General features: G+C 41.7%; 16 protein-coding genes. 7 read left to right on the forward strand and 9 right to left on the reverse strand.

The features are described from left to right. Nucleotides 1–42: 42 nt before the first annotated feature. A complete protein-coding gene (locus P2E05_RS00825; RefSeq protein ID WP_163860505.1) occupies nucleotides 43–2,088 on the reverse strand; it encodes a TonB-dependent receptor domain-containing protein in 2,046 nt (681 codons plus the stop codon). 385 nt (nucleotides 2,089–2,473) lie between these two features. Here P2E05_RS00825 and P2E05_RS00830 point away from each other — a divergent pair, with 385 nt between their 5' ends. Further along, nucleotides 2,474–3,652, forward strand: a complete 1,179-nt coding sequence (locus P2E05_RS00830) for an MFS transporter (RefSeq protein WP_276123098.1) — start codon at nucleotides 2,474–2,476, stop codon at nucleotides 3,650–3,652. Nucleotides 3,653–3,771: 119 nt separating this feature from the next. Here P2E05_RS00830 and hdeA read toward each other — a convergent pair whose 3' ends face one another. After that, entirely contained in the window at nucleotides 3,772–4,077 is a 306-nt protein-coding gene (gene hdeA / locus P2E05_RS00835) for an acid-activated periplasmic chaperone HdeA (RefSeq protein WP_154623420.1), read from the reverse strand. Nucleotides 4,078–4,558: 481 nt separating this feature from the next. Between hdeA and P2E05_RS00840 the strand changes: the two genes are divergently transcribed. From P2E05_RS00840 to P2E05_RS00855, 4 genes are read left to right on the forward strand one after another with little or no spacing between them, the layout of a single operon-like run. Beyond that, nucleotides 4,559–5,269, forward strand: coding sequence for an ROK family protein (locus P2E05_RS00840; RefSeq protein ID WP_154622635.1), 711 nt, complete (start codon nucleotides 4,559–4,561; stop codon nucleotides 5,267–5,269). Continuing rightward, a complete protein-coding gene (gene gnd / locus P2E05_RS00845; RefSeq protein ID WP_276122975.1) occupies nucleotides 5,266–6,318 on the forward strand; it encodes a phosphogluconate dehydrogenase (NAD(+)-dependent, decarboxylating) in 1,053 nt (350 codons plus the stop codon). The genes P2E05_RS00840 and gnd overlap by 4 nt, the downstream gene beginning before the upstream one ends. Next, complete coding sequence (gene zwf / locus P2E05_RS00850) at nucleotides 6,315–7,757, forward strand: glucose-6-phosphate dehydrogenase (RefSeq protein ID WP_154622637.1); 1,443 nt, start codon at nucleotides 6,315–6,317, stop codon at nucleotides 7,755–7,757. The genes gnd and zwf overlap by 4 nt, the downstream gene beginning before the upstream one ends. Next, the gene (locus tag P2E05_RS00855; protein WP_272657815.1) at nucleotides 7,754–10,063 is read left to right on the forward strand and encodes a glycoside hydrolase family 15 protein; all 2,310 of its coding nucleotides are present in this window, start codon (nucleotides 7,754–7,756) and stop codon (nucleotides 10,061–10,063) included. Before zwf ends, P2E05_RS00855 begins: the two co-directional genes overlap by 4 nt. A gap of 180 nt (nucleotides 10,064–10,243) precedes the next feature. Here the strand turns inward: P2E05_RS00855 and glgA are convergent, their stop codons facing one another. Together glgA and glgB are read right to left on the reverse strand one after the other, a co-directional pair. Continuing rightward, a complete protein-coding gene (gene glgA / locus P2E05_RS00860) occupies nucleotides 10,244–11,683 on the reverse strand; it encodes a glycogen synthase GlgA (protein WP_154622639.1) in 1,440 nt (479 codons plus the stop codon). Nucleotides 11,684–11,692: 9 nt separating this feature from the next. After that, nucleotides 11,693–13,891 (reverse strand): 1,4-alpha-glucan branching protein GlgB, encoded by a 2,199-nt coding sequence (gene glgB / locus P2E05_RS00865; protein ID WP_163860508.1) that lies wholly within the window; start codon nucleotides 13,889–13,891, stop codon nucleotides 11,693–11,695. Nucleotides 13,892–14,499: 608 nt separating this feature from the next. On the opposite strand from glgB, the gene emrA reads away from it, so the two are divergent. Then, a complete protein-coding gene (gene emrA, locus P2E05_RS00870; protein WP_154623247.1) occupies nucleotides 14,500–15,672 on the forward strand; it encodes a multidrug efflux MFS transporter periplasmic adaptor subunit EmrA in 1,173 nt (390 codons plus the stop codon). Nucleotides 15,673–15,688: 16 nt separating this feature from the next. Further along, nucleotides 15,689–17,209, forward strand: coding sequence for a DHA2 family efflux MFS transporter permease subunit (locus P2E05_RS00875; RefSeq protein ID WP_163860509.1), 1,521 nt, complete (start codon nucleotides 15,689–15,691; stop codon nucleotides 17,207–17,209). A 49-nt stretch (nucleotides 17,210–17,258) separates the two neighbouring features. On the opposite strand, the gene P2E05_RS00880 is transcribed toward P2E05_RS00875, so the two are convergent. The 5 genes from P2E05_RS00880 to paaY all read right to left on the reverse strand — a co-directional run bounded on the left by P2E05_RS00880 (nucleotide 17,259) and on the right by paaY (nucleotide 23,970). Beyond that, nucleotides 17,259–18,332, reverse strand: coding sequence for a fimbrial protein (locus P2E05_RS00880; RefSeq protein WP_251464886.1), 1,074 nt, complete (start codon nucleotides 18,330–18,332; stop codon nucleotides 17,259–17,261). A 13-nt stretch (nucleotides 18,333–18,345) separates the two neighbouring features. After that, a complete protein-coding gene (locus tag P2E05_RS00885; protein WP_272657817.1) occupies nucleotides 18,346–20,838 on the reverse strand; it encodes a fimbria/pilus outer membrane usher protein in 2,493 nt (830 codons plus the stop codon). Between the two features lie 20 nt (nucleotides 20,839–20,858). Continuing rightward, nucleotides 20,859–21,551, reverse strand: coding sequence for a fimbrial biogenesis chaperone (locus P2E05_RS00890; protein WP_154623244.1), 693 nt, complete (start codon nucleotides 21,549–21,551; stop codon nucleotides 20,859–20,861). 58 nt (nucleotides 21,552–21,609) lie between these two features. Next, nucleotides 21,610–22,188 (reverse strand): fimbrial protein, encoded by a 579-nt coding sequence (locus P2E05_RS00895; protein ID WP_154623243.1) that lies wholly within the window; start codon nucleotides 22,186–22,188, stop codon nucleotides 21,610–21,612. Between the two features lie 1,188 nt (nucleotides 22,189–23,376). Further along, a complete protein-coding gene (gene paaY / locus P2E05_RS00900) occupies nucleotides 23,377–23,970 on the reverse strand; it encodes a phenylacetic acid degradation protein PaaY (protein ID WP_163860510.1) in 594 nt (197 codons plus the stop codon). Nucleotides 23,971–23,984: the final 14 nt, after the last annotated feature.

Below are 23,984 nucleotides of genomic sequence, written 5' to 3' on the forward strand. Positions count from 1 at the left end.
GAGAAAACTTGCTAGATATCCACCTAAAATAGTTAAAATAAATTAAAAACTCACATTGACGTTGGCCCAATAACGGCGTCCATCTTCAACATCCCAGTTGCCACCATTTGTGTCAATCTTAGGACCTTTTTCATTAGCGATATTCAATACGGCTAAATTGAGCTTGGTATTTTTAAGTAACTGATAAGTCATGCCTACATCCATTGTAGTGTAGCCGCTACGGTAGCGCGGTGCCGTATAGCCATTACGCTGTGCCGCCCAGATTTGCTTACCTTCATAATGTGCACGAGTGTATAGATTCAAGTCTTCACTATATTGCCAATCGAGTTTGGCATTAGCGGTGTGTTTTGGTGTCTTATCCAATGGATAGCCTTTCAAAGATATGCCATTGCTTAGCTTTTCATCATCACTTTTACGCTCTGAATCAACATAAGTGTAGTTTAAGCTAAGTTTCCAATCTTCTGCTAGAGGAATACCTGTCGCGACTTCGACACCTTTGATATTGGCTTTACCTACGTTGTCATAAGTGTAGAGTTTTAGACCTGTAATTGGATCCGGTTCACCTGTGTAGTAACTGGTGAGTTTATTTTTAAAATCAGTATTAAAGAGCGTAAGGCTCGCATTGAAACCTGACTCGTGGTCATAGGCAATGCTGATCTCTTCACTCAGGCTTTTTTCTGGTTTCAGGTCTTTATTACCATAAATAATCCCTTCCCCTTTTTCGGTTGATGTTCCATAGTTTGGGCTCACTTCACGTAGTGTTGGGGCACGGAAGGCTTGTGATACGCCACCTTTAATGGTGATTTCGTCAGTGAGATAATAGATAGCATAACCACGAGGATTCCAGTGGTTACCATAAAATTCATGATGGTCTAATCGTAACCCGCCAGTCAGGATAAGGTTTTCTGTTGCCGTAAACTCATCTTCAATAAAGAAGGCATACTGGTCAGCACTGAGCGTCGTATCTTCCGTTGTTTTTTTTCCTGTTGCCGAAGTGTCTTTTAATTTAGCATGTTGGAATTGTCCACCGACAGTCATGATATTATCAGGAAGGAAAGCGACCACTTTTCCATCGACAACAGTATTGGTGATTTCAGGCACACGAGCTTCATAGACAAAATGGTAATCACCCGCGCTATCTTTGACTTCTGACTTGGTATGGCGTTTAGTTTGTTCTTGGTAAACACTTAATTCGGTGTTAACGAGATCCCAATCCCCTTTATAGGTTAAAGCAAAGTGATTTCGGTTATTGTGGAGCTCTGTTTTAGTATTTTTCTGTTTTGACTCACCACGCATTGTATATTCGGCAAGTGATTTACCCGGTGTCGAGTCACGTTCTTGGGTGGTTCTACCCGCCTCAAGCAAAAAGGTTTGGTTATCCAGAGGAGTAAACGTTAGTTTGGCGGTGAGACTACGATTATCACGTTTGTTATGGCCGTCGGTAATCTTGTCTTCTTGACGATAGTCACCACCTCCGTACAGCTGTAAGCCTAATTTATCGTTGACCAGCGGCCCTGATAGGTAAAAATTGCCATCAGTCGAATCGCCGCTTTCGCTGTTTTCTTGCAAAATACCACCAATGGCGACATTACCATGCCACTCATTAGTGACTTTTTTGGTAATGATATTGATAACGCCACCCATTGCATCTGAGCCATATAGAGAGGACATCGGACCTCGAATCACTTCAATACGTTCAATCGCTTCCACTGGTGGCATAAAACCGGCTTCAAAACCACCACTACCATTTGGGCGTGATTCACGGCTATTTTGGCGGCGTCCATCTACCAGTATTAAAGTATATTCGCCGGGTAAACCACGAATATTGATATCTTGCTTATTGGCACTACCGACAATACTGACACCTTCCACATCTTTAACTGCATCAGCTAAGTCGCGTACCGGTTTGTTCTGAAGTTGTTCTTTTGAGATAACCGTAATACTTGCAGGGGCATCGCGTAACTGTTGTGAGTAACCAGATGCAGAAACAATCATTTTATCTGAGTCTTCTTGAGCGAGCGCATTAAAAGATGAGATGGCGGCAATAACCGCGGCTGCTAGACGTGTGTAGTGGCAGTGAATAGACATAAAATCCCCTAGTAAAATACAAATGCAAATGAGAGTAATAATCATAAACTATACAGATGTTACCACTGAAATAGACAAGAAATAAATATGAGATTGGCGGATTCTATAAAATTAAAAGTTTATTAACAGGTATGAAGTAAAATGATAAATAAAGAGTAACCTCAGTGTTATTGAGTATTTACACAATGGTGAATAGGTTAATGATAATAGAATTAAAAGAGTGATTTTATTTATAAATAAAAATAATAAATTTCAATTGGTTATTTATAAGGATCTCAAATTAACGCTAACGTAAAATACCAAAATAAACTCAATTGACATTATTAATTTGCTCACTTAATGTCAGAGATAAACATGATGTTGTGAATATGGATAACCTTTAATGATGTCGACGTCCGCGCCAAATTCGCCAATACCACTGCTTCGAATTTCTATCTCCATGTTTTTTTCTTATATGACCATCGGTTTGCCTTTAACGGTTATTCCGCTTTTCGTTCATCAAGAACTCGGATTTAACGATGTCTGGGTAGGGGTTGTGGTCGGTGTGCAGTTTTTAGCAACGGTGTTGACAAGAGGCTATGCAGGGCGCCTAGCCGATCAAAAAGGTGCGAAAAGAACGACTCTCCAAGGTATGAGTGCCTGTGGCATATCGGGGGTATTTTGCCTGCTAGCCATATTGTTGCCAGTTTCGTCAATCTACCAACTACTCTTACTCATTATTGGACGTTTGGTGCTAGGTCTAGGTGAAAGTCAGCTTTTAACAGGTAACTTAACTTGGGGAATGAGGCTTGCAGGTGCAGAAAATGCTGGAAAAGTCATGTCTTGGAACGGAATGGCTATTTATGGTTCATTAGCGGTTGGCGCGCCATTAGGGCTTATCATTTATCAGCAATATGGATTCATGGCAGTGGGGGGGATAGTCATGCTGTTACCTTGTATCTCTTGGCTAATTAATGGGTCTGTTCGTTCTGTTACGCCTTTACAGGGGAACTTACTTCCTTTCTGGTCTGTCATTCGTAAGATCTGGAAAATGGGAATGATATTAGCGCTAAAAGGCATTGGTTTTGCGGCGATTGGTACATTTATTTCGCTTTATTTTGTGTCAGAGCAGTGGGGCAACGCCGGCCTTGCGATGAGTGCATTTGGCTGTGCTTTTGTGTTGGTGCGCGTATTTTGGGGAGGATTACCGGATAGAGTCAATGGTTATCGCATTGCGCTAATTTCGTTATTAATTGAGTTTATTGGTCTGATAACATTGTGGTTAGCTCCCGTATACGGCATCGCGTTATTCGGTGCGGCATTAACAGGTGCTGGCTGCTCCTTGATTTATCCCGCGGTGGGCACGGAAGTGGTTAAAGCTGTTGCACCACAAATGCGAGGTACCGCATTAGGGGGGTATTCTGCATTCCAAGATATTGCTTACGGTGTGACTGGACCACTTGCAGGAATGGTAGTCGCTACGTTGGGTTATAGAGGTATCTATTTAATTGCGGCAATGGGCGTTTTGATTGCCTTAATGATGACGTTATCAGCGTTACGCCATATTCATCGGATAAGAGAGTGAATTTTGGCTGATGAGGAAACATGATGAAATAGGAAAAACCAAATCACATCCATCATAAAAGGGTGTGATATGGTGAATGTATTGCGTAGCCAAAAGGCTACGCAACCAACAAGGAAGACTTATTTTTTAGCGTTTTTAACTTGCTCAACAAAATTAGCCTTAGTCTCTTTTTTACAAGCCTCAATCACGAGAGGTGTTAGGGTTTGAATACCATCAACATCTAGCACGGCATCTTCGACTTTATCTTTTTTCGTTAATAACTCACCAAAGCCGACAGCGGTTGGATAAAAGTTATCATCGATCGCTAAAAACTCTTCACATGTCCATTCGTTTAGGGGCTTAGTATCGTTTTTCTTCTCTTCAGCCATGGCGGAAAGGCTCGTTAATGAAGCAGCAATAATACCGACAATAAAATATTTTTTCATAATTTCACCTTAATAATTAACGATCATTGAATGAGTTTTTCATAAAAGGTTCTAATCTGGATATAAATGCTTATCTCCATTTCCTAATCATCATAGATGATGAAAAATAAAAAACAAAGAGCGCAAAATGACGGTATTTATATGATTATTTAAATTCTATCAATAGTGATTTATTATTTGAAAATAAGACTAAAAGTAGTCATTTAATGATAATTAAATAAAAAGATAATTAAGTTTTATTTAATTAAAAGCGTTTTTACTTTTATTAAAACTATTTATAGGTATACTTTTTTTATCGACAAAAAATAAAATGTAATCTTGTTATCGATTATTGACGGGGACGTATTTCGGCACCGTCATTTCAACACCAGAAGGAAGACAGTTGTTCGCCTAGATCGGCTTGCGGTTATCGATTTAGGTTCGGGAGTTTCCTGTAATACAACATCCATTGCCTATGTTGGCAAAGCGGAGAAACCTTTCTATGTCTTTAACGAGTAAAACATCTTGTGTCATTACAATTTCGGATGTTCCCACAACCAAACGAATTTTAGTTATTGATGTTGGTGGTACACATGTCAAACTGTATACCGCCCCTAACACCCCTGCTATCGAATTTGTTTCTGGTCACACTATGACGCCAGAGCAATTTATTCATGATGTCAACCAATGCATTGATACGCGTTTATTTGATGGCGTCAGCATTGGCTTTCCATCCCCTATCTCTGGTAATCGTATTCTCAAAGAACCCGTTAATTTAGGACGTGGTTGGGTTGATTTTAATTTAGTGAATGCATTCCCGTGCCCTATTCGTCTGATTAACGATGCTGCAATGCAAGCTGTTGGTAGCTATGAAGGTGGCAGCATGTTGTTTTTAGGATTAGGTACTGGGTTAGGCAGTGCATTAGTGGCTAATCAGCAGCTACAGCCAATGGAAATTGCCCATTTACCCTATCGAGAACATGACTACGAATATTATGTGAGCGAACACTATCGTGAATCGGTTGGGGATGAGACATGGCGGCAGAGTGTGCTAACGATAGTGGATTTATTTTATCAAGCCTTTATGCCGGATTACATTGTGATCGGTGGGGGTAATGTGCATCAGTTTGCTGAACTACCTGAGCATGTACGGCGTGGCGATAACGACAAAGCTTTTCTTGGTGGAATCAGAATTTGGGGGAATAACCTATGAGTCAATCATCTGTAAATCAACTGCAATTAGGTTTTATTGGGCTTGGCAGAATGGGGGCCGCGATGGTGCGTCGCATCCAACAAGCCGGTATTTCGTGTGTTGTTTATGATCAAAATGCAGCGATTCGTCAGCAATTACCCGACAGCGTTGTTTTTAACCACTCACTTGAGGAATTGGTGAAAAACATGCAGGCACCCCGACATATTTGGCTTATGTTGCCCGCAGCGGTTGTCGATACGGTCATTGCTCAGTTAAAACCGTTACTCGAAAAAGGTGACACACTGATTGACGGTGGAAACTCCCATTTTACTGAAGATATTCGTCGTGCTAATGCATTGAAAGCCGACGGCATTCACTATATGGATGTTGGTGTCAGTGGCGGTGTATGGGGAGAAGAACGTGGTTATTGCCAGATGATTGGTGGGCCGAAAGCGCATTATGAATATTTAGAACCGGTTTTTCGTGCATTAGCGCCTGGCGTCGATGCCGCACCACGTACTGAAGGTCACCAAGGCGAACCGTCACCAGCAGAACAAGGCTACCTACATTGTGGCCCGAGTGGTGCCGGTCACTTTGTTAAGATGGTGCACAATGGTATTGAATATGGTTTGATGGCGGCTTATGCGGAAGGACTGAATATCCTTAAGCATGCAGATCAAGGGCTTAATCCTGTTGCTGCGGATGCGGAAACTGCGCCACTGGAACACCCTGAATATTATCAATATCAATTACCTGTTGGCGAGATCAGTGAATTATGGCGCCGCGGTAGTGTGGTTGGATCTTGGCTACTTGATCTGATCGCACAAGAGATGCACCAATCCCCTGACTTGGAGAATTATGCAGGACGAGTTTCTGATTCGGGAGAAGGCCGCTGGACATCAACCGCAGCTATCGATTTAGGGGTTCCTGCTCCAGTCCTGACAAGCACTCTGTATTCACGTTTTGCTTCTCGTGATAATGATTTATTTGCAGATCGCGTTCAGTCGGCAATGCGTCATGCTTTTGGAGGACATAAAGAAAAAGCAGCAGAGCAGGGGGGAGATCAATGAGTCGTCTTTCATTGGTAATATTGGGAGCAAGTGGTGATCTGACCAAACGTTTATTAATGCCGTCATTATTTCGCTTGCATAGATTAGGCCTGATCCCTGAACTCAATATTATTGGTTACTCAATTGATAAATGGGATCGCGAAGCTTTTTTACAGCATATTCATAACGCTCTGGCTGAATTTATTGCCGATTTTAATGAAGCAGAATGGACATCATTCAGTGAGCACTTAGATTTTGTCAGTGGTTCACTTGAAGCATCGGCTTTGCAAGCGCTAGAAAGCAAATTGACACCATCGGCGCTGTTTTATCTTGCATTGCCTCCTACCTTATTTGGGCAAGCAGCACAGGCGATAGGTGAGGCAGGATTATCCAAAGAGAGTCCCGATAACTGGCGTCGTATCTTAATTGAAAAACCCTTTGGCACAGATCTCGAATCAGCAAAAGCATTGCGTGAACAAGTTCATGCTTATTGGGATGAATCACAGGTCTATCGCATAGACCATTTCTTGGGAAAAGAAGCGACACAAAACTTAATGATCTTCCGCTTTGCAAATCGTGTCCTTGCCCCTGTTTGGAATGCAGAACATATTGAGCAGGTACAAATTACCTATGCCGAAACCCTTGGTGTAGAGAACCGTGCGGTTTATTACGATCATTCAGGGGCAATGCGTGACATGCTGCAAAACCATCTTATGCAGCTACTGACCCTGACTGCAATCGAACCGTTAGGCCGCTGGGATGGTGAAATTCTACGTGACCATAAGGTTGAAGTACTCAAGTCCGTTAGGCCTACGGATGATATGGAGGCGAACGATTGGGCGGTTCGAGGACAATATTGTGCTGGGCAAGTGAACGGTGAAACGGCAACAGACTACTGCAATGAACCGGGTATACCTGTCGACACTAATACTGAAACTTTTGCCGCATTACGAATTGAAATTGATAACTGGCGCTGGAAAGGGGTGCCTTTTTATTTGCGTAGCGGTAAACGCCTTGCGAATAATTACGCTGAAATTGCGGTGCAATTTAAAGCGCCAGCAGGCGCATTACCGGAAAATGTTCAGGTTGATAATAATTGGCTGGTGTTCAGATTAGCTCCGACGATGGGGATGGATATGCATATGACGGCGAAATTACCGGGTATGCATCTAAATACACATGGCATTACCCTCAGTGCACCCTATACACAGCCTGGACAATATGAGGTGTCCGCCTATGAGCAGCTTTTAATTGATGCGCTCCATGGTGAACGCGCGCATTTCTTGCGTTTTGATGAGGTTGAGTGGGCGTGGCGGATTATCGATCCTGCATTAAAAGCATGGCAGAAAGGTATGCCTGATTTGTATAAAGCGGGAACTCAAGGGCCGGATACGCAATCACGAATTATGCGTACAGGGCATCAATGGCGTTCACTCTTTGAACAGGAGAGTCGCGAATGATAGCACAGCAAGCACCGGGGGCACCCGGTAGCACCGCAACTTGGACGAGTAGTGCAAAAGATATGGTAGGCACTGCGATAGGACAAGGGCGTGTATGGTTTACTGTCGGGTATGGGATTTTAAATGAAGTCTACTGGCCTTCTTGTAGTACTCCGCAAATTCGAGATTTAGGGTTTATTATTGCTGGGGATGATTTTTGGTCAGAAGTTAAGCGAGTTCATCAATATAGCTTAACCACGCCATCATCTGCTTTACCTATTCCGAAAATCGTACATCAACATGAACGTTATCGTCTTGAGCTGGAAATTATCACTGACCCAGCCCGAGATGTATTGCTGATTCATTATCACCTTGAAGGTGAGGGACTGCGGCTATACCCACTCTTAGCACCACATCTTGGAGGGGATGGCGACAATAATTATGCGTCAGTGACTCCTGCGGGTTTGGCGGCTCAGAAGAATGGACAATACCTTATTTTGTCTGCTGAAAGTGGTTTTGCTCGTGGCAGTGTGGGTTATGTGGGAAGTTCTGACGGCTGGCAAGATTTTAGCCAAAACGGTGGAATGCATTGGGAATATCAACAGGCAGGTCCTGGTAATGTCGCAATGTTGGGAGAGTTGAATCGTAATTCAGGAGTACTCGCATTAGCTTTTTCAGATAGTGCACAAGGAGCTATAACTCTGGCAAATAGCTCTCTTGCCGCAGGTTATCAGGAAGCAAAGCGCCAGTACGCTTATTTATGGGCTGAATGGAATGAAACGGTCAATTTTCCTGAACTCGATAAATTACCGAAAAAGTTATCCGATGCTGTGCGCACCTCAGTTGTAGTATTAAAGACGCACGAAGGTAGAACCTTTCCCGGCTCACTGGTGGCGAGTTTAAGTACACCATGGGGGGATACCCATAAAGACCCTGGGGGTTATCACCTTGTTTGGCCGAGAGATTCGGTTGAAGTCGGCTTTGCGATGCTAGCTTGTGGGTTGATTACGGAAGTGCGAGCTTTACTGGCTTATTTGATAGCCATTCAGCAGCCTGATGGGCATTGGATGCAGAACAATTTTACTGATGGTCGCCCTTATTGGCAGGGGATTCAACTGGATGAAGTCGCACTACCGGTACTATTTGCCGCAAAATTACATGAGCAAGGCTTACTTGGCGAAATGCGTGGGGCAGCGGTGCATATGGCACGTAAGGCACTCGCTTTTATCGCACAATATGGACCTGCTAGCCCACAAGATCGTTGGGAAGAGAACTCAGGAATTAACCCTTTCACACTATCAGTCTCGATTGCTGCATTGGTGGCTGGAGCGAAAGCGGGTTTCCTTGAGGAAGGTGATAAGCAATACGCTATTGATTTGGCTGATGATTGGAATGAGCGATTAGAATCTTGGGTCTATGTCTCTAATACGGAACTTGACCATGAGTTGGGTATTTCAGGACACTATATCCGTTTAAATCCGAATTGCCATTCAGCCCGCTTTGGCGATGTGATGCTACGTAACCGTAATAATGAAACAATTAACACGCGTGCGTTATTGGGGATGGAATATCTCTATTTAGTGCGCTTAGGGCTACGTAAAGCGTCAGATAAACGTATTCAAGATACCACCAAACTGGTGGATAAACAGTTATGTGTGAACTTGCCGGAAGGTCCATATTATTATCGTTATAACGAAGATGGTTATGGTGAACATGAGGATGGACGCGCATTTGATGGAAGTGGTGTAGGTCGCCTATGGCCATTACTCAGTGGTGAACGAGGCCACTATGCCGCGGCCTGTAAACAAGATATTCAACCTTATTTAAATGCGATCTTAGCCTCGGCCAGTACTGGCGGTATGTTGCCTGAACAAATCTGGGATAAAGAAAGTATTCCAGAAAGAGGGTTATTAACGGGCAGGCCGAGTGGTAGTGCGATGCCACTGATTTGGGCACATGCGGAATTAATCAAACTAATTTACGTGCAAAAAACGGGTGTGCCTATTGAACAGTTGCACTCGGTGAGTGAGCATTATGGTCAAAAATCGCTAGCGCCACGGGCACGTCATTGGCGTGATAATTTGTCTTGCGGGGCCGTGCCCGCAGATCGTGAGCTATGGATTGAAGCGCAAGAGCCATTTGTTCTGCATTATGGTTATGATCATTGGCAAAATATTAAAGAGCAAAGCAGCCAGCCACTTGGTTTAGGGCTATATGGTGTTGCATTAGATGTCAGCGCATTAGCAGGAAAAACGATCCAGTTTACACGTAGATTTGATGCCAAGGGCTGGGAAGGCCGTGACTGGAGTATTGATATCGAAGCATAAATAATCGTTTATGCATTCAATCTTTCAAGCGGGCATTTAATCATGCCCGCTTTCTTTAATATAAATTAAATCAGCAAATTGATTGTAAACAGCAACGCATGATTGAATGGCGAGATGCAGGGGAATGACAGGGTAGTGAGAATTTAAAGCCGCATCGCGGCTTTAAACCTCATTGAACACTCATTGGGTTAGCAGTCTGCGATACACTTCTAAATATGTTTCAGCCGACTTTTGCCAACTCACATCCCGAGCCATTGCGTTTCGTTGTACTTGCTGCCATTGTGCTGGGGAATCCCATAAAGCAAGTGCACGATCAACGGCGGCCTTGAGGTCAGAGGCATGGCTTTCATTAAACACAAAACCAGTTGCTTCTCCGCGCTTGATAGCTTCTAAGGAACAATCTGTCACGGTATCAGCAAGGCCTCCGGTATTACGTACTAGGGGGAGAGTGCCATACCGTAATGCATAGAGCTGAGTCAGGCCACAAGGTTCAAAACGACTTGGCACCATTAATACATCTGTACCTGCAATGATTTGGTGGGATAGCGGCTCATCATAGCCAATGATGGTGCGGATCTGATCAGGATATTGCGATTGTGCATGACGATAAGCATTTTCAAGATCATGATCGCCGTTACCCAGTAAAATAAACTGACTCCCTGAATTCAGTAGATCCGGTAAAATATCAAGGATCAGATCTAACCCTTTTTGGCGAGTCATACGGCTGACAACAGCAAAAATAGGCTTGTCAGTCTGTTGCGCAAGACCGAGAGACTTCTGTAAAGCAAGCTTATTTTTCACCTTATTTTTTAAATTGTGTGCACTGTATTTTTGCGCAATGAATGTATCACTTGAAGGTGACCATACTTCCGTATCGATGCCATTGAGAATGCCGCTGAGACGTTGTTCATGACTGAGTCGATTTAGCAATCCATCTAGGCCATAAGCATAATGTGGATTTAAAATTTCTTTGGCGTAGGTTGGGCTAACCGCATTGGTATGGTTGGCATAAAATAGACCTGCTTTCATAAAGGAGAGCTGACCAAAAAACTCCATTCCTTCAACATTATAAAACTCAGGGGGTAACCAAAGCTCATGGATATGATGAGGGGAAAATAGCCCTTGGTAAGCAATATTATGTATTGTAAACATACAACGAGCAGGGTATCCGTACGCGGCGAGATAGGCACAAGCAAGGGCGGCATGCCAATCATGTGCATGGACAATTTCTGCTTGCCATAGGGGATCACATCCTCTCGCAAGTTCTGCTGCAACAAAGCCTAATAGACCAAATCGACGGTAATTATCTTGATATGCATTATTATAACCATCGTGATAAGGGCTGCCTTCGCGCTGATAAAGATGCGGCGATTCAATAATATACAGTGGCGTGCCTTGGTATTGACTATAAAATAAGGTGATTTCACCAGCAAATGTATTGAGTGTGGTGACTTTCTGTTTGTCGGATACTTGATTGATGATGGCAGGAAAGCCCGGAACTAACACCCTTGCATCTGCACCATACTGTCGCTGAGCTGGCGGAAGTGCGGCCACAACATCAGCCAACCCACCTGTTTTTAATAAAGGGAAAAACTCGGCACAAACATGTAATACTTTCATTTTTACTCCTTATTGATTTGTGGTTGGCCGTAGGCTCAGGTATAGCGTTGATAGAGGGGGGAGTGTTAATTCAATAGAATGATCATAACCATGAGCCTTAATGGGTTGGGTCATAATGTGGGAGGTCGATTGGGTTTCTTTCCCCCCATAGAGTTGCTCGCTTGTGTTTAATAAAATTTGGTATCGACCCGCTTGTTTGACGCCGATACGATAATGAGGGCGAGTTACAGGTGTAAAATGACTGATCACGAGCAGTGGATCTCCATTTTCTGCATAGCGAATAAATGCAAAAACGGCGTTGTCATCGTCATCGACGATCACCCATTCAAAGCTTTTTTCATGGTGATCATTATCGTAAAGTGCCGGCGTATTACGGTAAATTAAATTGAGAACCTTCACCAAGCGTTGCACACCAGAGTGTGGGCTAGTTGGAATATCAATTAGGTGCCAATCAAGTTCACTATCATGATCCCATTCGCGCCATTGGGCTATCTCCCCACCCATAAAAAGTAACTTTTTGCCAGGATGCGCCCACATAAATCCATAATAGGCTCGTAGGGTGGCAAATTTCTGTTCGGGCGTACCTGACATTTTGCGTAATAGCGACCCTTTGCCATGCACCACTTCATCATGGGATAAAGGAAGTATGTAGTTTTCAGCCCATGCGTACATGACACTAAATGTCATTTTGTTGTGATGATATTTTCGGGCGAGTGGATCGAGTTGTAGATAACTTAAGGTGTCATGCATCCACCCCATATTCCATTTGTAGTTAAAACCGAGTCCACCAAGGGATGGCGGCAAGGTAACGCCCGAAAAGTCTGTCGACTCTTCAGCTGCCATGAGGCTATTAGGCTGGATTTTATGCAATCGCTCGTTGGTCTCTTGTAAGAAGCTAACGGCTTCGAGATTAATATTGCCTCCGTATTCATTGGCAATCCATTCGCCGTCAGGACGGCTATAATCACGATAAATCATGGAAGCAACAGCATCGACGCGTAAGCCATCAAAACCAAAGCGATCAATCCAATATATCGCGTTATCAGATAAAAACTGACGCACTTCACGGCTACGGTAGTCGTAGATCAGAGTATTCCAGTCACGGTGTTTGCCTTCTTTTGGGTCAGCGTATTCATAAAGTGGCGTCCCATCAAAATTGGCGAGTCCACTGCTATCAGAAGGAAAATGGCCAGGTACCCAATCAAGAATAACATTGATACCGAGCTTGTGTGCTTTATCAATAAAATCAATTAAATCTTGAGGAGAACCAAAGCGGCTGGTAGGGGAATAAATCCCCAATGGCTGATAGCCCCAAGAGCCATCAAAAGGGTGTTCACTAATGGGCAATATCTCTAGGTGGGTGAACCCCATTTCTTTGACATAAGGCAGTAATGTGTCTGCTAACTCACTGTAACTTAACCATGTTGTGCCATTATGTGAGCGACGCCAAGAGCCAAGGTGAACTTCATAGATTGAAATAGGGGCATTACGTTGGTTCGCCTGAATTTGTTGCGGTGTAGGTATAGATTTTTTGGGCAGTGGAGAAATGATGGATGTGGTATCTGGCCGTAATTGGCTACGAAAAGCATAAGGGTCAGATTTTAATTGGAGTTGCCCCTTTGCATCTAATATTTCATATTGATAGTGAGTACCAGCATGGATAGCAGGAAGAAATATTTCCCAGATACCGCTTTCTGGATGGTAGCGCATTGGATAGCGACGACCATCCCAAAAATTAAACTCACCCACCACTGAAACCCGTTGCGCATTTGGTGCCCACACACAAAAATGGGTACCTAAGATATCATCCAACTGCTTGATATGTGCACCTAATATCTCAAATGAGCACGTTTGAGGAGAACCTTGAGTATTCGAGTCATGGAGTAATGTGCCGAAACGATAAGGATCTTCAATGATTTGTTGCGAGTCACCCCAGTCAACCTGCAAGATATAGGTAAAGTTAGTATCTAAGTCTGCTGCGTCACCAACAAAAAAACCACGTGGGTCAACGCGTGATAATTGAATGACAGGGGCTGCGGTTAGCCTGTCAAGGACGGTGACTTGCTGAGCATTGGGTAGTAATACTCGAAAATATGTTTTTCTCCCTTGCTGATGCATACCTAAGAAGGAGAAAGGGTCACGATAATTTCCGGCAAAGAGTTGATCAACGATCAGAGCTTGAGTTGAGGATACCTTCGTTTCTTTCATTACCTCTCCTGAATCAAAGCAGTCGGGGCTAACAGTCTTCTATTATAGTTCTCATTATGAACGATAGAATGATATTTATTGTTTCATGCTCATCATTTTCTAGTGATACTGAAAATTATTTTGATCATATAAGGATGATCTAGGGTATTCAGATACTTTTTATTTATTATTATTCTGCACATGTATTATTCAAATGTAACAGCAACTAATTCTGATATATCAAAACATTGAGTTGGATCAATATCAAGTAAATTAGCGATACTTTATATGCGAAATATGCGAATAAAGCCAACGCGCAATAAAGCTGACGAGTGCTGATGGAAATCATCAAAAATCGATGTATTAAAAATAATCTTTTTTATTATCATAATAATTAGGGGCAAGAAAAGTCAAATATAATAATCTTTAAAATTCATTAAGTTAAGTTGATTCTATTTAAGATGCTCACCATTGAACATTCTCATCATTTAATGATGAGAATGTTAATATCTAATTAAGAATAAATTTTGAAATTAATAATGCTAAATGGAATTCTCTATTGCTTTATTAGCATTAGTTCGTAAATATAAGGGCAGTGATTAATAAAGCGTGAGACCCTGAGAGTTATTATGGATCAACCTACAAATTCAGCAGAAACCAATCAAAAAACGAAGAAAGAAACACGTCGAAAAGTGTGGATGGTTATCGCTTCAATTATTATTGTTCTTCTATTTGTTGCCTATGGTGCTTATTGGTTTCTTGTATTACGTTTTCAAGAATATACCGATGATGCCTATGTCTCTGGTGTGCAGGTGCCGATTATTGCGCAAACAACAGGCAACGTGACTCAGGTTAACTTTGAAAATACAGATTTAGTGAAAGCCGGTGATGTGCTGGTGGTTCTTGATAAAACCAATGCACAGTTAGCCTATGAGCAAGCAAAACACGATTTAGCGACCACTGTGCGGAAAACGAAAGAGTTGTATATCAATGGTGATGAGTATTTGGCGCAGATTCAAAAAAATCGTATCTCACTTGCGCAAGCACAAAAAGATTATCAACGAAGAGTTGCTTTGGGTCGCAGTGGCACAATTTCGAAAGAAGATTTACAGCATTCTCAAGAAGCCGTGCAGTTGGCGCAAGCCGCACTGGATATATCCATTCAACAATATAATGCCAACCGTGCCCTGTTGCGTAATACCGAGCTGAAAAAACAACCCGCTATTCAACAGGCGGCTGACAATGTGCGTAATGCATGGATTACCTTGCAACGCACTGAAGTAAAAAGCCCTATTACTGGTTATGTTTCACGCCGTAATGTACAAGTCGGTTCTCAAGTTAGCCCACAAGGTTCTTTGATGGCTGTTGTTCCAGTGCAACCTGTGTGGGTTGATGCCAATTTTAAAGAGACCCAACTTGAGAAGGTGCGTATTGGACAGCCTGTCACTCTAACCAGCGACTTTTATGGTGATGATATTGTGTATACCGGCAAGGTTGTTGGCTTAGATATGGGAACAGGAAGTGCCTTCTCTTTGTTACCCGCACAGAATGCAACGGGCAACTGGATCAAAGTGGTACAGCGTTTACCTGTTCGTGTCGAATTAGAGCCGGAGCAGGTCGCAAAATATCCATTACGTATCGGGCTATCAATGAATGCAACGATTGATATTAAAGACCAAAATGGCCCTGTATTAGCTGAGATTCAGCGTGAAACACCGGCTTTTGAAAGTGACGTATTGGTGTTAAAACTGGCTGATGTCGATGCAGTGATCGACACCATTATTAACGAAAACGCGGATTAGCCCGAAAGGAGTGGCTGTGGCAGATATTCAACCACTAAAGGGCGCAAAGCTGGTATGGGCAACGATTGCATTGTCGTTAGCAACTTTTATGCAGGTGCTAGATTCGACCATTGCTAACGTTGCTATACCAACAATTGCAGGTGATCTCGGTGTTTCTATGTCTCAAGGAACATGGGTTATCACCTCATTTGGGGTTTCTAATGCTATTTCTATCGCGATTTCTGGATTCCTTGCCAAACGGTTTGGAGAAGTCCGCGTTTTCCTATGGGCAACAGCGTTATTCACCGTATTTTCATTACTCTGTGGTTTCTCCGACAGCCTTGGCATGTTAATTTTATTTCGTGTTTTACAAGGTGCTGTCGCAGGGCCTGTGATCCCCCTTTCACAAAGTCTGATCATGCGTTGTTATCCACCCAAAATGCAAAATATGGCGCTGGCATTTTGGTCAATGACAATCATTTTAGCCCCCGTATTTGGCCCTATTTTTGGTGGTTATATCAGTGATAACTTCCATTGGGGCTGGATCTTCTTTATGAACGTACCGTTAGGTATTTTCGTGGTTATCGTCGGTTCTATTATTCTTAAAGGAATGGAATCGAAAGTCGTGAATGTACCGTTTAACGTGATTGGTCTGGCATTACTATCCGTAGGGGTGGGTTGTCTTCAGGTACTACTGGATAAAGGGAAAGAGCTTGGTTGGTTGGCATCGAATGAAATTGTGATTTTAGCGGTTATTTCAGCGATTGCTTTAGTCTTCTTGGTGATTTGGGAACTGACCGACAAAAACCCAGTGGTTGAATTATCCCTTTTTAAATCACGTAACTTCACCATTGGGACGATTTCTGTCAGTTTGGCCTATATGGCTTACTTTGGTGCCATTGTTCTCTTGCCTCAATTATTGCAAGAGGTCTATGGTTATACCGCAACATGGGCTGGATTAGCGCTCGCACCAATTGGTTTATTACCCGTCTTATTTTCTGCGCCCGTTGCTAAGCTATCAGATTTCTTAGATATCCGCTGGATAGTGACGTTTAGCTTTGTGTTTTATGCGATTTGTTTCTTCTGGCGAGCGTATACTTTTGAGCCTAGTATGGGCTTCTCAGCCGTTGTTTGGCCACAATTGGTGCAAGGAATGGCGGTTGCCTGTTTCTTTATGCCATTAACCACGTTGACCCTGTCTGGTTTACCGCCAGAGAAACTGGCTTCGGCATCAAGTCTGGCAAACTTTTTCCGTACACTCGCGGGTTCGATAGGCACTTCAATCACAACAACGATGTGGAGTGATAGGGAATCAGTTCACCATAGTCAGTTAACGGAATACATTACAGACTATAATCCAGAATCTTTGCAGATGTATAAAGAGATGGGAGCACATGGTTTAAGCCATGAGCAAACATCGGGTTTCATTGCGCAAGAGATTACTAGCCAAGGGTTAATCATTGCTGCAAATGAAATCTTTTGGTTATGTGGATGGGTATTTATCGGGCTGATTATTACCGTGTGGTTTGCTAAGCCACCATTTGGTAATAAGGCTTAAGTGCATAAAATAAGGGCGTGAATGTATCACGCCCTTATTGTTTTGAATATTAGGGATAAACAATATTCAGGGTGGCTGTTGTTTTTAGGGTGCCTTGGCTGGCTTTATGCGGATCCCAAGCGTAATAGTAAACGGCCATAGGGATACTAAAGTTCGGTTCTAACTGACCCCCCGCATTCACATAGAATAATGATGTTGCATGACCACGAGCGTTTGGGTTTTGTGAAATCACGATAGGGCTATTTGGATTACTGGTTTTAACTAAGCGTAGGCCGATACCTTGGGCCGCATTAGCTGTTTTATCAATCAACACGGTATTATCTGAGCTGAGCAGATTATTGCTAGATAAAAAGATATCAATTGCTCGTTCCGCTGTATTATTCGCCCCCCCTAGGTTTTCACAACGCATATTTAATGCAAATGGGGTATAGCCTGCCTGTGACTCATTAATGACTTGATGACGGCTGAGTGTTGGTAATGTCACAACAAGGCCTGCATTTTGAAAAGCGCAAGTGGTAAGTTTAGGCGCATATTTCAATATTAGCGGCTGGCCGTACATATCTTGGTCATCGTAAGGCCAATTAAACCCATTAAACAACCATTGCAGGATCTTAATAATTTGCTTAACAGGCCATAGTACAATGTCAAAAAATGACATGCCACTTAAGTCTGTAACAAATAAAATATCATGCAGATGAGCAGTATGACCGGCAATCAGGGTGCCTTGTTTGGGTTCAAGGGTAAATTTAATCGTTACTGGAGTATTAAGTTCAGAGGCATTGTGGCGACCTGAGTTCTTCAGTTTTCTATTTGGGATATCATTAATGATTTGTGCTCTGACATGATATTTCCCATTCATGAAACTCAAAATCGTCGCATATTGGTTATCGGTATTGAGAATTTTGGTATAACCGAACTCGCTGTTACGAGTGGAACAATTGAAGCTACCCACATACTGGGTTGATATTGTGGTGGTCCATTCTGGCGTAGCGGGGGTTAGTTTATCGGACAAATCAATACTGATCGGCGAGGCATAGCGAATACCTCCACCTCCCTCATGACAAATTGCTTGGCTATAACCACTAAATGCAATCAAGACTAAAAAAAGAAAATGTTTCATCATGACATTCATCTCGTTATTGGCAAACGCCAGTTATGCCATCAAGGTTGTCAGGCAGATTGTGAATGGTGCAAGTACCATTATTCAGCCGGATAATGACCGACTTAGGAAAGGTTTCTGCTTTTAAATACAGCATGCTGGCTTGCCCTACATAACCCAAGGCTTCGCCTTGAAGGTCAGTAACCTCCGCGCCAAAAGGAAGCGCACTGCCATTTTTTTGTACTGCACGACTGATCCAAGAAGAACGGGTATCTGTTTTAAATTTAATTAAATTCACCGAGCCTTCTATCGGGGCACTATTCGCAATATTACCAATAACTTCAGCACCTTGAGTATTTTCTGTATTTGACAGAGTGATGGTGTTTTTACGATAAGGGGTTGCATAAGGCACCAATGCCAACCCTTCTTTATTGGTAATAATACTTTGGTCACCATTGACCATGAGTCCTTGCGCTTTTGGGGCTTTCACAATGGTCATTGTGTTACCAATCTCATTGGAGGCAAGAAGTTCCCAAGGTATGGCAACTAGGCTACCACGAGCGTTTAGACCGGTTTGGCGATAGTCATTAGATTCACTTATAGAGCTACCAATAGTGGAGATATTTGAACGATAAGCAACGTTGGCGCTTGCCATATTTTGGCCGCCTTGTTGATTACTTCCAGATAAGGAGTAGCTCAAACGATTTGATTCCAGAGCAGTGCCACTTAGAGACACCGTACTTTGCTGATAACGAGAGTCAGTCGCCGTGAATCCCGTACTCACCCACATATCATTATCAAACAAAGAGAGCGGGAAGCTAATTGAAACATAATAGCGATTTTCTTCTTTGCCTTTGCCATCGCGTACTCGGCTTGCTGAAAGAGAGTAACTCATATTTGCATAGGCGTTTGAATAACCTAATTGATATTCACGCGTGGTTGGGGTGGTTGACCAATAGTCTCGTTGAGAACCCGAAATATATAAGGTTCCCCAATTTTCTGGTAAACGTTGGTTAAGGTTAATGGTGAAAGTATTCTTAGGGCGTACGCCACGCATAGAATCCCATGTATTCATATCAAAAACAGGTGCTTCACGATTAGGTTGCGTTTCTGACTGCTGTTTTTCTATGGTTTCTTGATAAAGGCGATACCCTTCATGAGCATGGATAGCGTCACTGAAACTATAGTAACCTTTCGTGGAATAACGATAGGCTGCTAAGGTAAAGTTTGTGGCGGTTGTATTTAAAAATTTACTGTATGACACCCTCATACTTTGACCTGTTTGAGTATCACTAGGTAGCTTCGTTTTGGCATGGGTGATATCAACGGCGACCGCACCAATAGGAAAATTCCAGCCAGAACCCAGCAAATAAGCTTGATAATCTTCACTGGCGATAACGCCGGTATAACCCGTGATTAAGTTATTAAAGCCATATTCGAAAGTGCCTTGGAAGAACTTCGGCTGATAGCCACCATTTTCTTGATTAACTTTACCTGCGAGTAGTGCGTAGTTACTGACGCCTTCTTTTAGCATGCCAGGTACAGCGGAGAAAGGGACAGTGAAGGACTGTTCTTGGCCGTCAGCTTCTTTCACAATGACTAATAAGTCACCCGCAGACCCTGTTGGCTGAATATTATCAATGGTAAATTGCCCTGGTGGAACGTTTTCTTGATAAATCACACTGCCGTTTTGCATCACCTTGACGAGGGCGTTAGTTTGCGCAACACCTCTGACAATCGGGGCGAATCCCTGTTGTGAGGTTGGGCGCATATTAATATCTGACGCGAATGAAGCCCCTCGGACACGCACTGAGTCAAATAATGTGCCTTGAGAGTAGAAATCTCCAGCAATAAAATTTGATTTATAGGATGGTAAAGCTTTACGTAGGTAGCGGGTGTTATTCTGCCATTTTAGATCATTGCCTGCATGTTTACGGACTGAGCTGCTATCACGAAATTGCCAAGAACTGAAGTTGATCCCGGATTCAAGGCCAGCATAAAAGTCATCACTGGATGATGTGTCGCCACGTTTATTATGCGTTTTATAGTATGTTGTATTATATGAAAGCATCGCAGCGGGTATGCCATTCTCCCAAAATTCAGGGGGAACGTAGCCCGCTTCCGTGCGTAATAGGAAGCTTTGTGGAATAGACATTTTGATGCTTAATGTACTGACATCAACATCAAAGCTACCCCCTTGAACTAATTGTTCTAATGAATAATTTTGTTGCTCACTCGTGCTTTCAGGTAACTTGATACCTAACAACGACGCTTCATGTTTGCTAAGCAACACTTGATTGTTATCGTTGGTAAACACAAAGGAATAGCGCCCTTTCCAGTCACCATTAATAAAAACGTCCATTTCTTGGGTGCCTGCTGGCATGCTTTGTTCTTCATAAAAGCGAGACAGGTCTGATTTCGCAGAATCACCAGCGAGTAAAGAGGTATCAAAGCTGACCCCCCAACTTTTTGATGTTCCAAGAACGAGAAAAGCGAAAAATAGGCTTTTATGGCAGCCAAACAACGTCATTATTACTGATTCTCTTATTTTTATTTTGCAATCACAGCTTTATGTTTATAGGCACCTAAGTCATCGACGTACAGCAAACGATAATTTTGGCCTGCAATGACATTCGTTTTAGCGGGCGCTAAAACCTGATCAAAAGGATTAATCATGAGGGAATCCGATAACATTTTCTGACCTTTTCGATCATCAATATTCGCGATGGTGACATAATAAGGGCTATTATTCGTGATAAGGAAACCCCGATTTTCGGCCTTAACAGAAATACTCTCAAGAGCTTCATCCACTCCCGCTTGTAAATGTGTTGGGCGATAGAAAAGCTTAATACGCGTTTTGATCGCAAGCTGCATGGTATTTTTACCTTGCAGATGCTCTGGGGTCGGTGGAATATCTAATATATTTAAATAAAAAACCGATTCGCGATCAGTTGGTAAAGAGGCTGGCAATTTTTTTATACGTAATTGTTGCCCTGCATTACCAGACACTTTCACAACTGGTGGTGAAAGTAAGAAAGGCACATTTGCGGTTTCAGGGGTTGAATCGATATCACCATCATCAATCCATGACTGAACTAAGGCTGGGTCATTCCCATTATTAATTAATTGCACGACTGTTTCGTTATTTTTTTCAGGATAAATAACGCGGGTGCCATTCACAACGATATTAGCAAATGCAGTATGACTACTAATAAGTAAGGATAGAAAGATAAATAATCGCATAATAATCAACTCAGAAATAGCCAAGTTAAAAAGATAACTTGGCTATTTGGGGAAATAATTACAGATATGAAATGGTGTAAGTCACGTTAGAGCTTAAGCTACCGACTCTTGCTGGTAGAGCATTAGTTTTATAGTAATAGATATCTAATGCTAAAGTATCAGTTTTAGAATCATTGCCTTTGATATCAGTCACTAATGGTTGGTTTAATAACAGAGGGATTTGGTCTGTTGTTTTAGTAATAGCGAAACCAACGTTACGAGAAACACTGGTGTCATTTTCATTAACAGTGGTGTTTTGTAGATATTTACCATCAGTAGAAATATTATTTGCAGAAGAGAAATAAATTTTCAATGGAGTATCTGCTACACCGCTAGCAGAAGTACAGTTAGAGAAAGTAAGTGCGACTGTTTTTTTGTTTTTAGTAATAATACCTTGCTCAGTGCCAGCATCTTCAACAGTGATTGGGTTTAATGCAACAGTGAAATCTGCACTTTTACCACCGTTGATAGTACAAGTTGTATCTGTGATCGCGCCACTAAAGTTAATTACACCACCAGCTGCGCTATCAGCAGCCAGTGCTGGTGTAGCAGACAGAATTAATGCTGTAGCAGCCGATAATGCAAATTTGTTATTCATTTTCTTCTCCGAGAAAAGCTGTATATAGGTTAATAACGGTACATGGCGAAGTTTTTAAATTCTATTTAAATAAAAATAGAACGCTAAACTGGCCAGTTAAAAAATATTTATTAATTATGTGAAGTTTAAATAAAAGAAATACAAAACTATGCCTTTTAGTAAAGGAGTTTTTATATTTAGGCTGTATTTAAACTTCAGGGTAATTTGATTTATATCAAATTTGGCTGGACGCTATTATACGTGTAATCATTTGTTTAAAAAGAGGGTAAATATTACTCACATTAGATTTAAAAATTAAATATCGAGATAAGCTCAGAAAAGGTTGCAGATTACGTGTAAAAAGGCGAATTTAGAAATGAGACTGGAGTTTTATTTTGTAAATTTATATATTTCGGCATTATATATATTTTTTATCTATAAAGGTAGGGTTAAAAACTTGTTACCAAGTGTTTCATTCTGTCATTTTATGTTTTTTTATTGATTTTAAATCAAAGTGTTATGTCAAATACTACTTTAGTAGTATTACGTTAATTATATAACTGCATGAAATTTTTCGAAAATTAATATATCAATAATTTTATTTATAACATCTTTTTTATCTTTATAAATGAATTTCTTGGAATAAATGTTTATTCTATTTGATAACAATTCACATTAAGAATAATTGTTAATAAATATATTCACCAGTGAAAATATTTTTTTAACGTAAACAACCGGCTATGAATGAGCAATAATTAAGCAAGCTAAGTTTTTACCTATTAATGTAATAGGCAAAAACGTATTATAACCTTAAAAATAATAAGGTTATATGCGTATGAAGTTGTCGAAATAGCATGACTAACTTCAAATTTATTTTTCAAAAAGCGATGACTAAACTTTTACTTAATTAACTATCGGCAAAAAATCAATTAACTTTATTATTTATTTACTTTTTTCTCTCAATAGTCAGTGAATGAGTCGGGCGCTTTGCACGGTACATTCACTGAAACGTGATGACTTATCATGTATGGCGATAATATAGCCGATAAGTTGAGAGACTTATTTTGAGCAGATCTTATTAAAAATGCTTATATAAGATAATCGGAATAGTATCAATCTCATAATGATTCGTTTGACAATTAATCATTATTGCTTGTTGATGGTCAGAAAAAGCACTCTATTTTGAGTGCTTATGGATGGCGATAAAACTCATAGCGCTGATTTTGGAATAATTCCTTCAAATTCAAGTTTTGGCCGGTTTGGCTCTTCTTCTTTTAAGGGGGATACTTCTTTAAGCGTTTGTTGGCAACGAGCCACTAAGTTTTGATAATCCACAGTACCGCTGCTTTTCCATGCGATTTCTTTTTCCGAGAGGGTGCGTTGCGCTTTGGCTGGCGTGCCCATGATTAAGGTATTATCGGGAAATATCGCCTCTGCTTTTACAAAGGAACAGGCACCCACAATCGAGTTTTCTCCAATGATGGCACCGTCCATGACAACACTATTCATTCCTACTAACGCATTACGTTTGATATGGCAGCCATGCAAAATTGCGCCATGACCAATATGACCATCCTCTTCAATGATCGTATCGTATTGGGGAAAACCATGCATGACACAGTTATCTTGAACGTTGGCACCATCTTTAATAATTAGGCGACCGAAATCCCCCCGTAAACTTGCATTAGGACCAATATAAACATTTTTGCCAATGATGACGTCACCAATGACAACGGCAGTTGGATGAACAAAACTTTCAGGACTGACAACTGGCGTGATGCCGTCTATTTGATAAAAAGGCATATTGAGTTCACTCC

Source organism: Providencia stuartii, from assembly GCF_029277985.1.
GTDB classification, from domain to species: domain Bacteria; phylum Pseudomonadota; class Gammaproteobacteria; order Enterobacterales; family Enterobacteriaceae; genus Providencia; species Providencia zhejiangensis.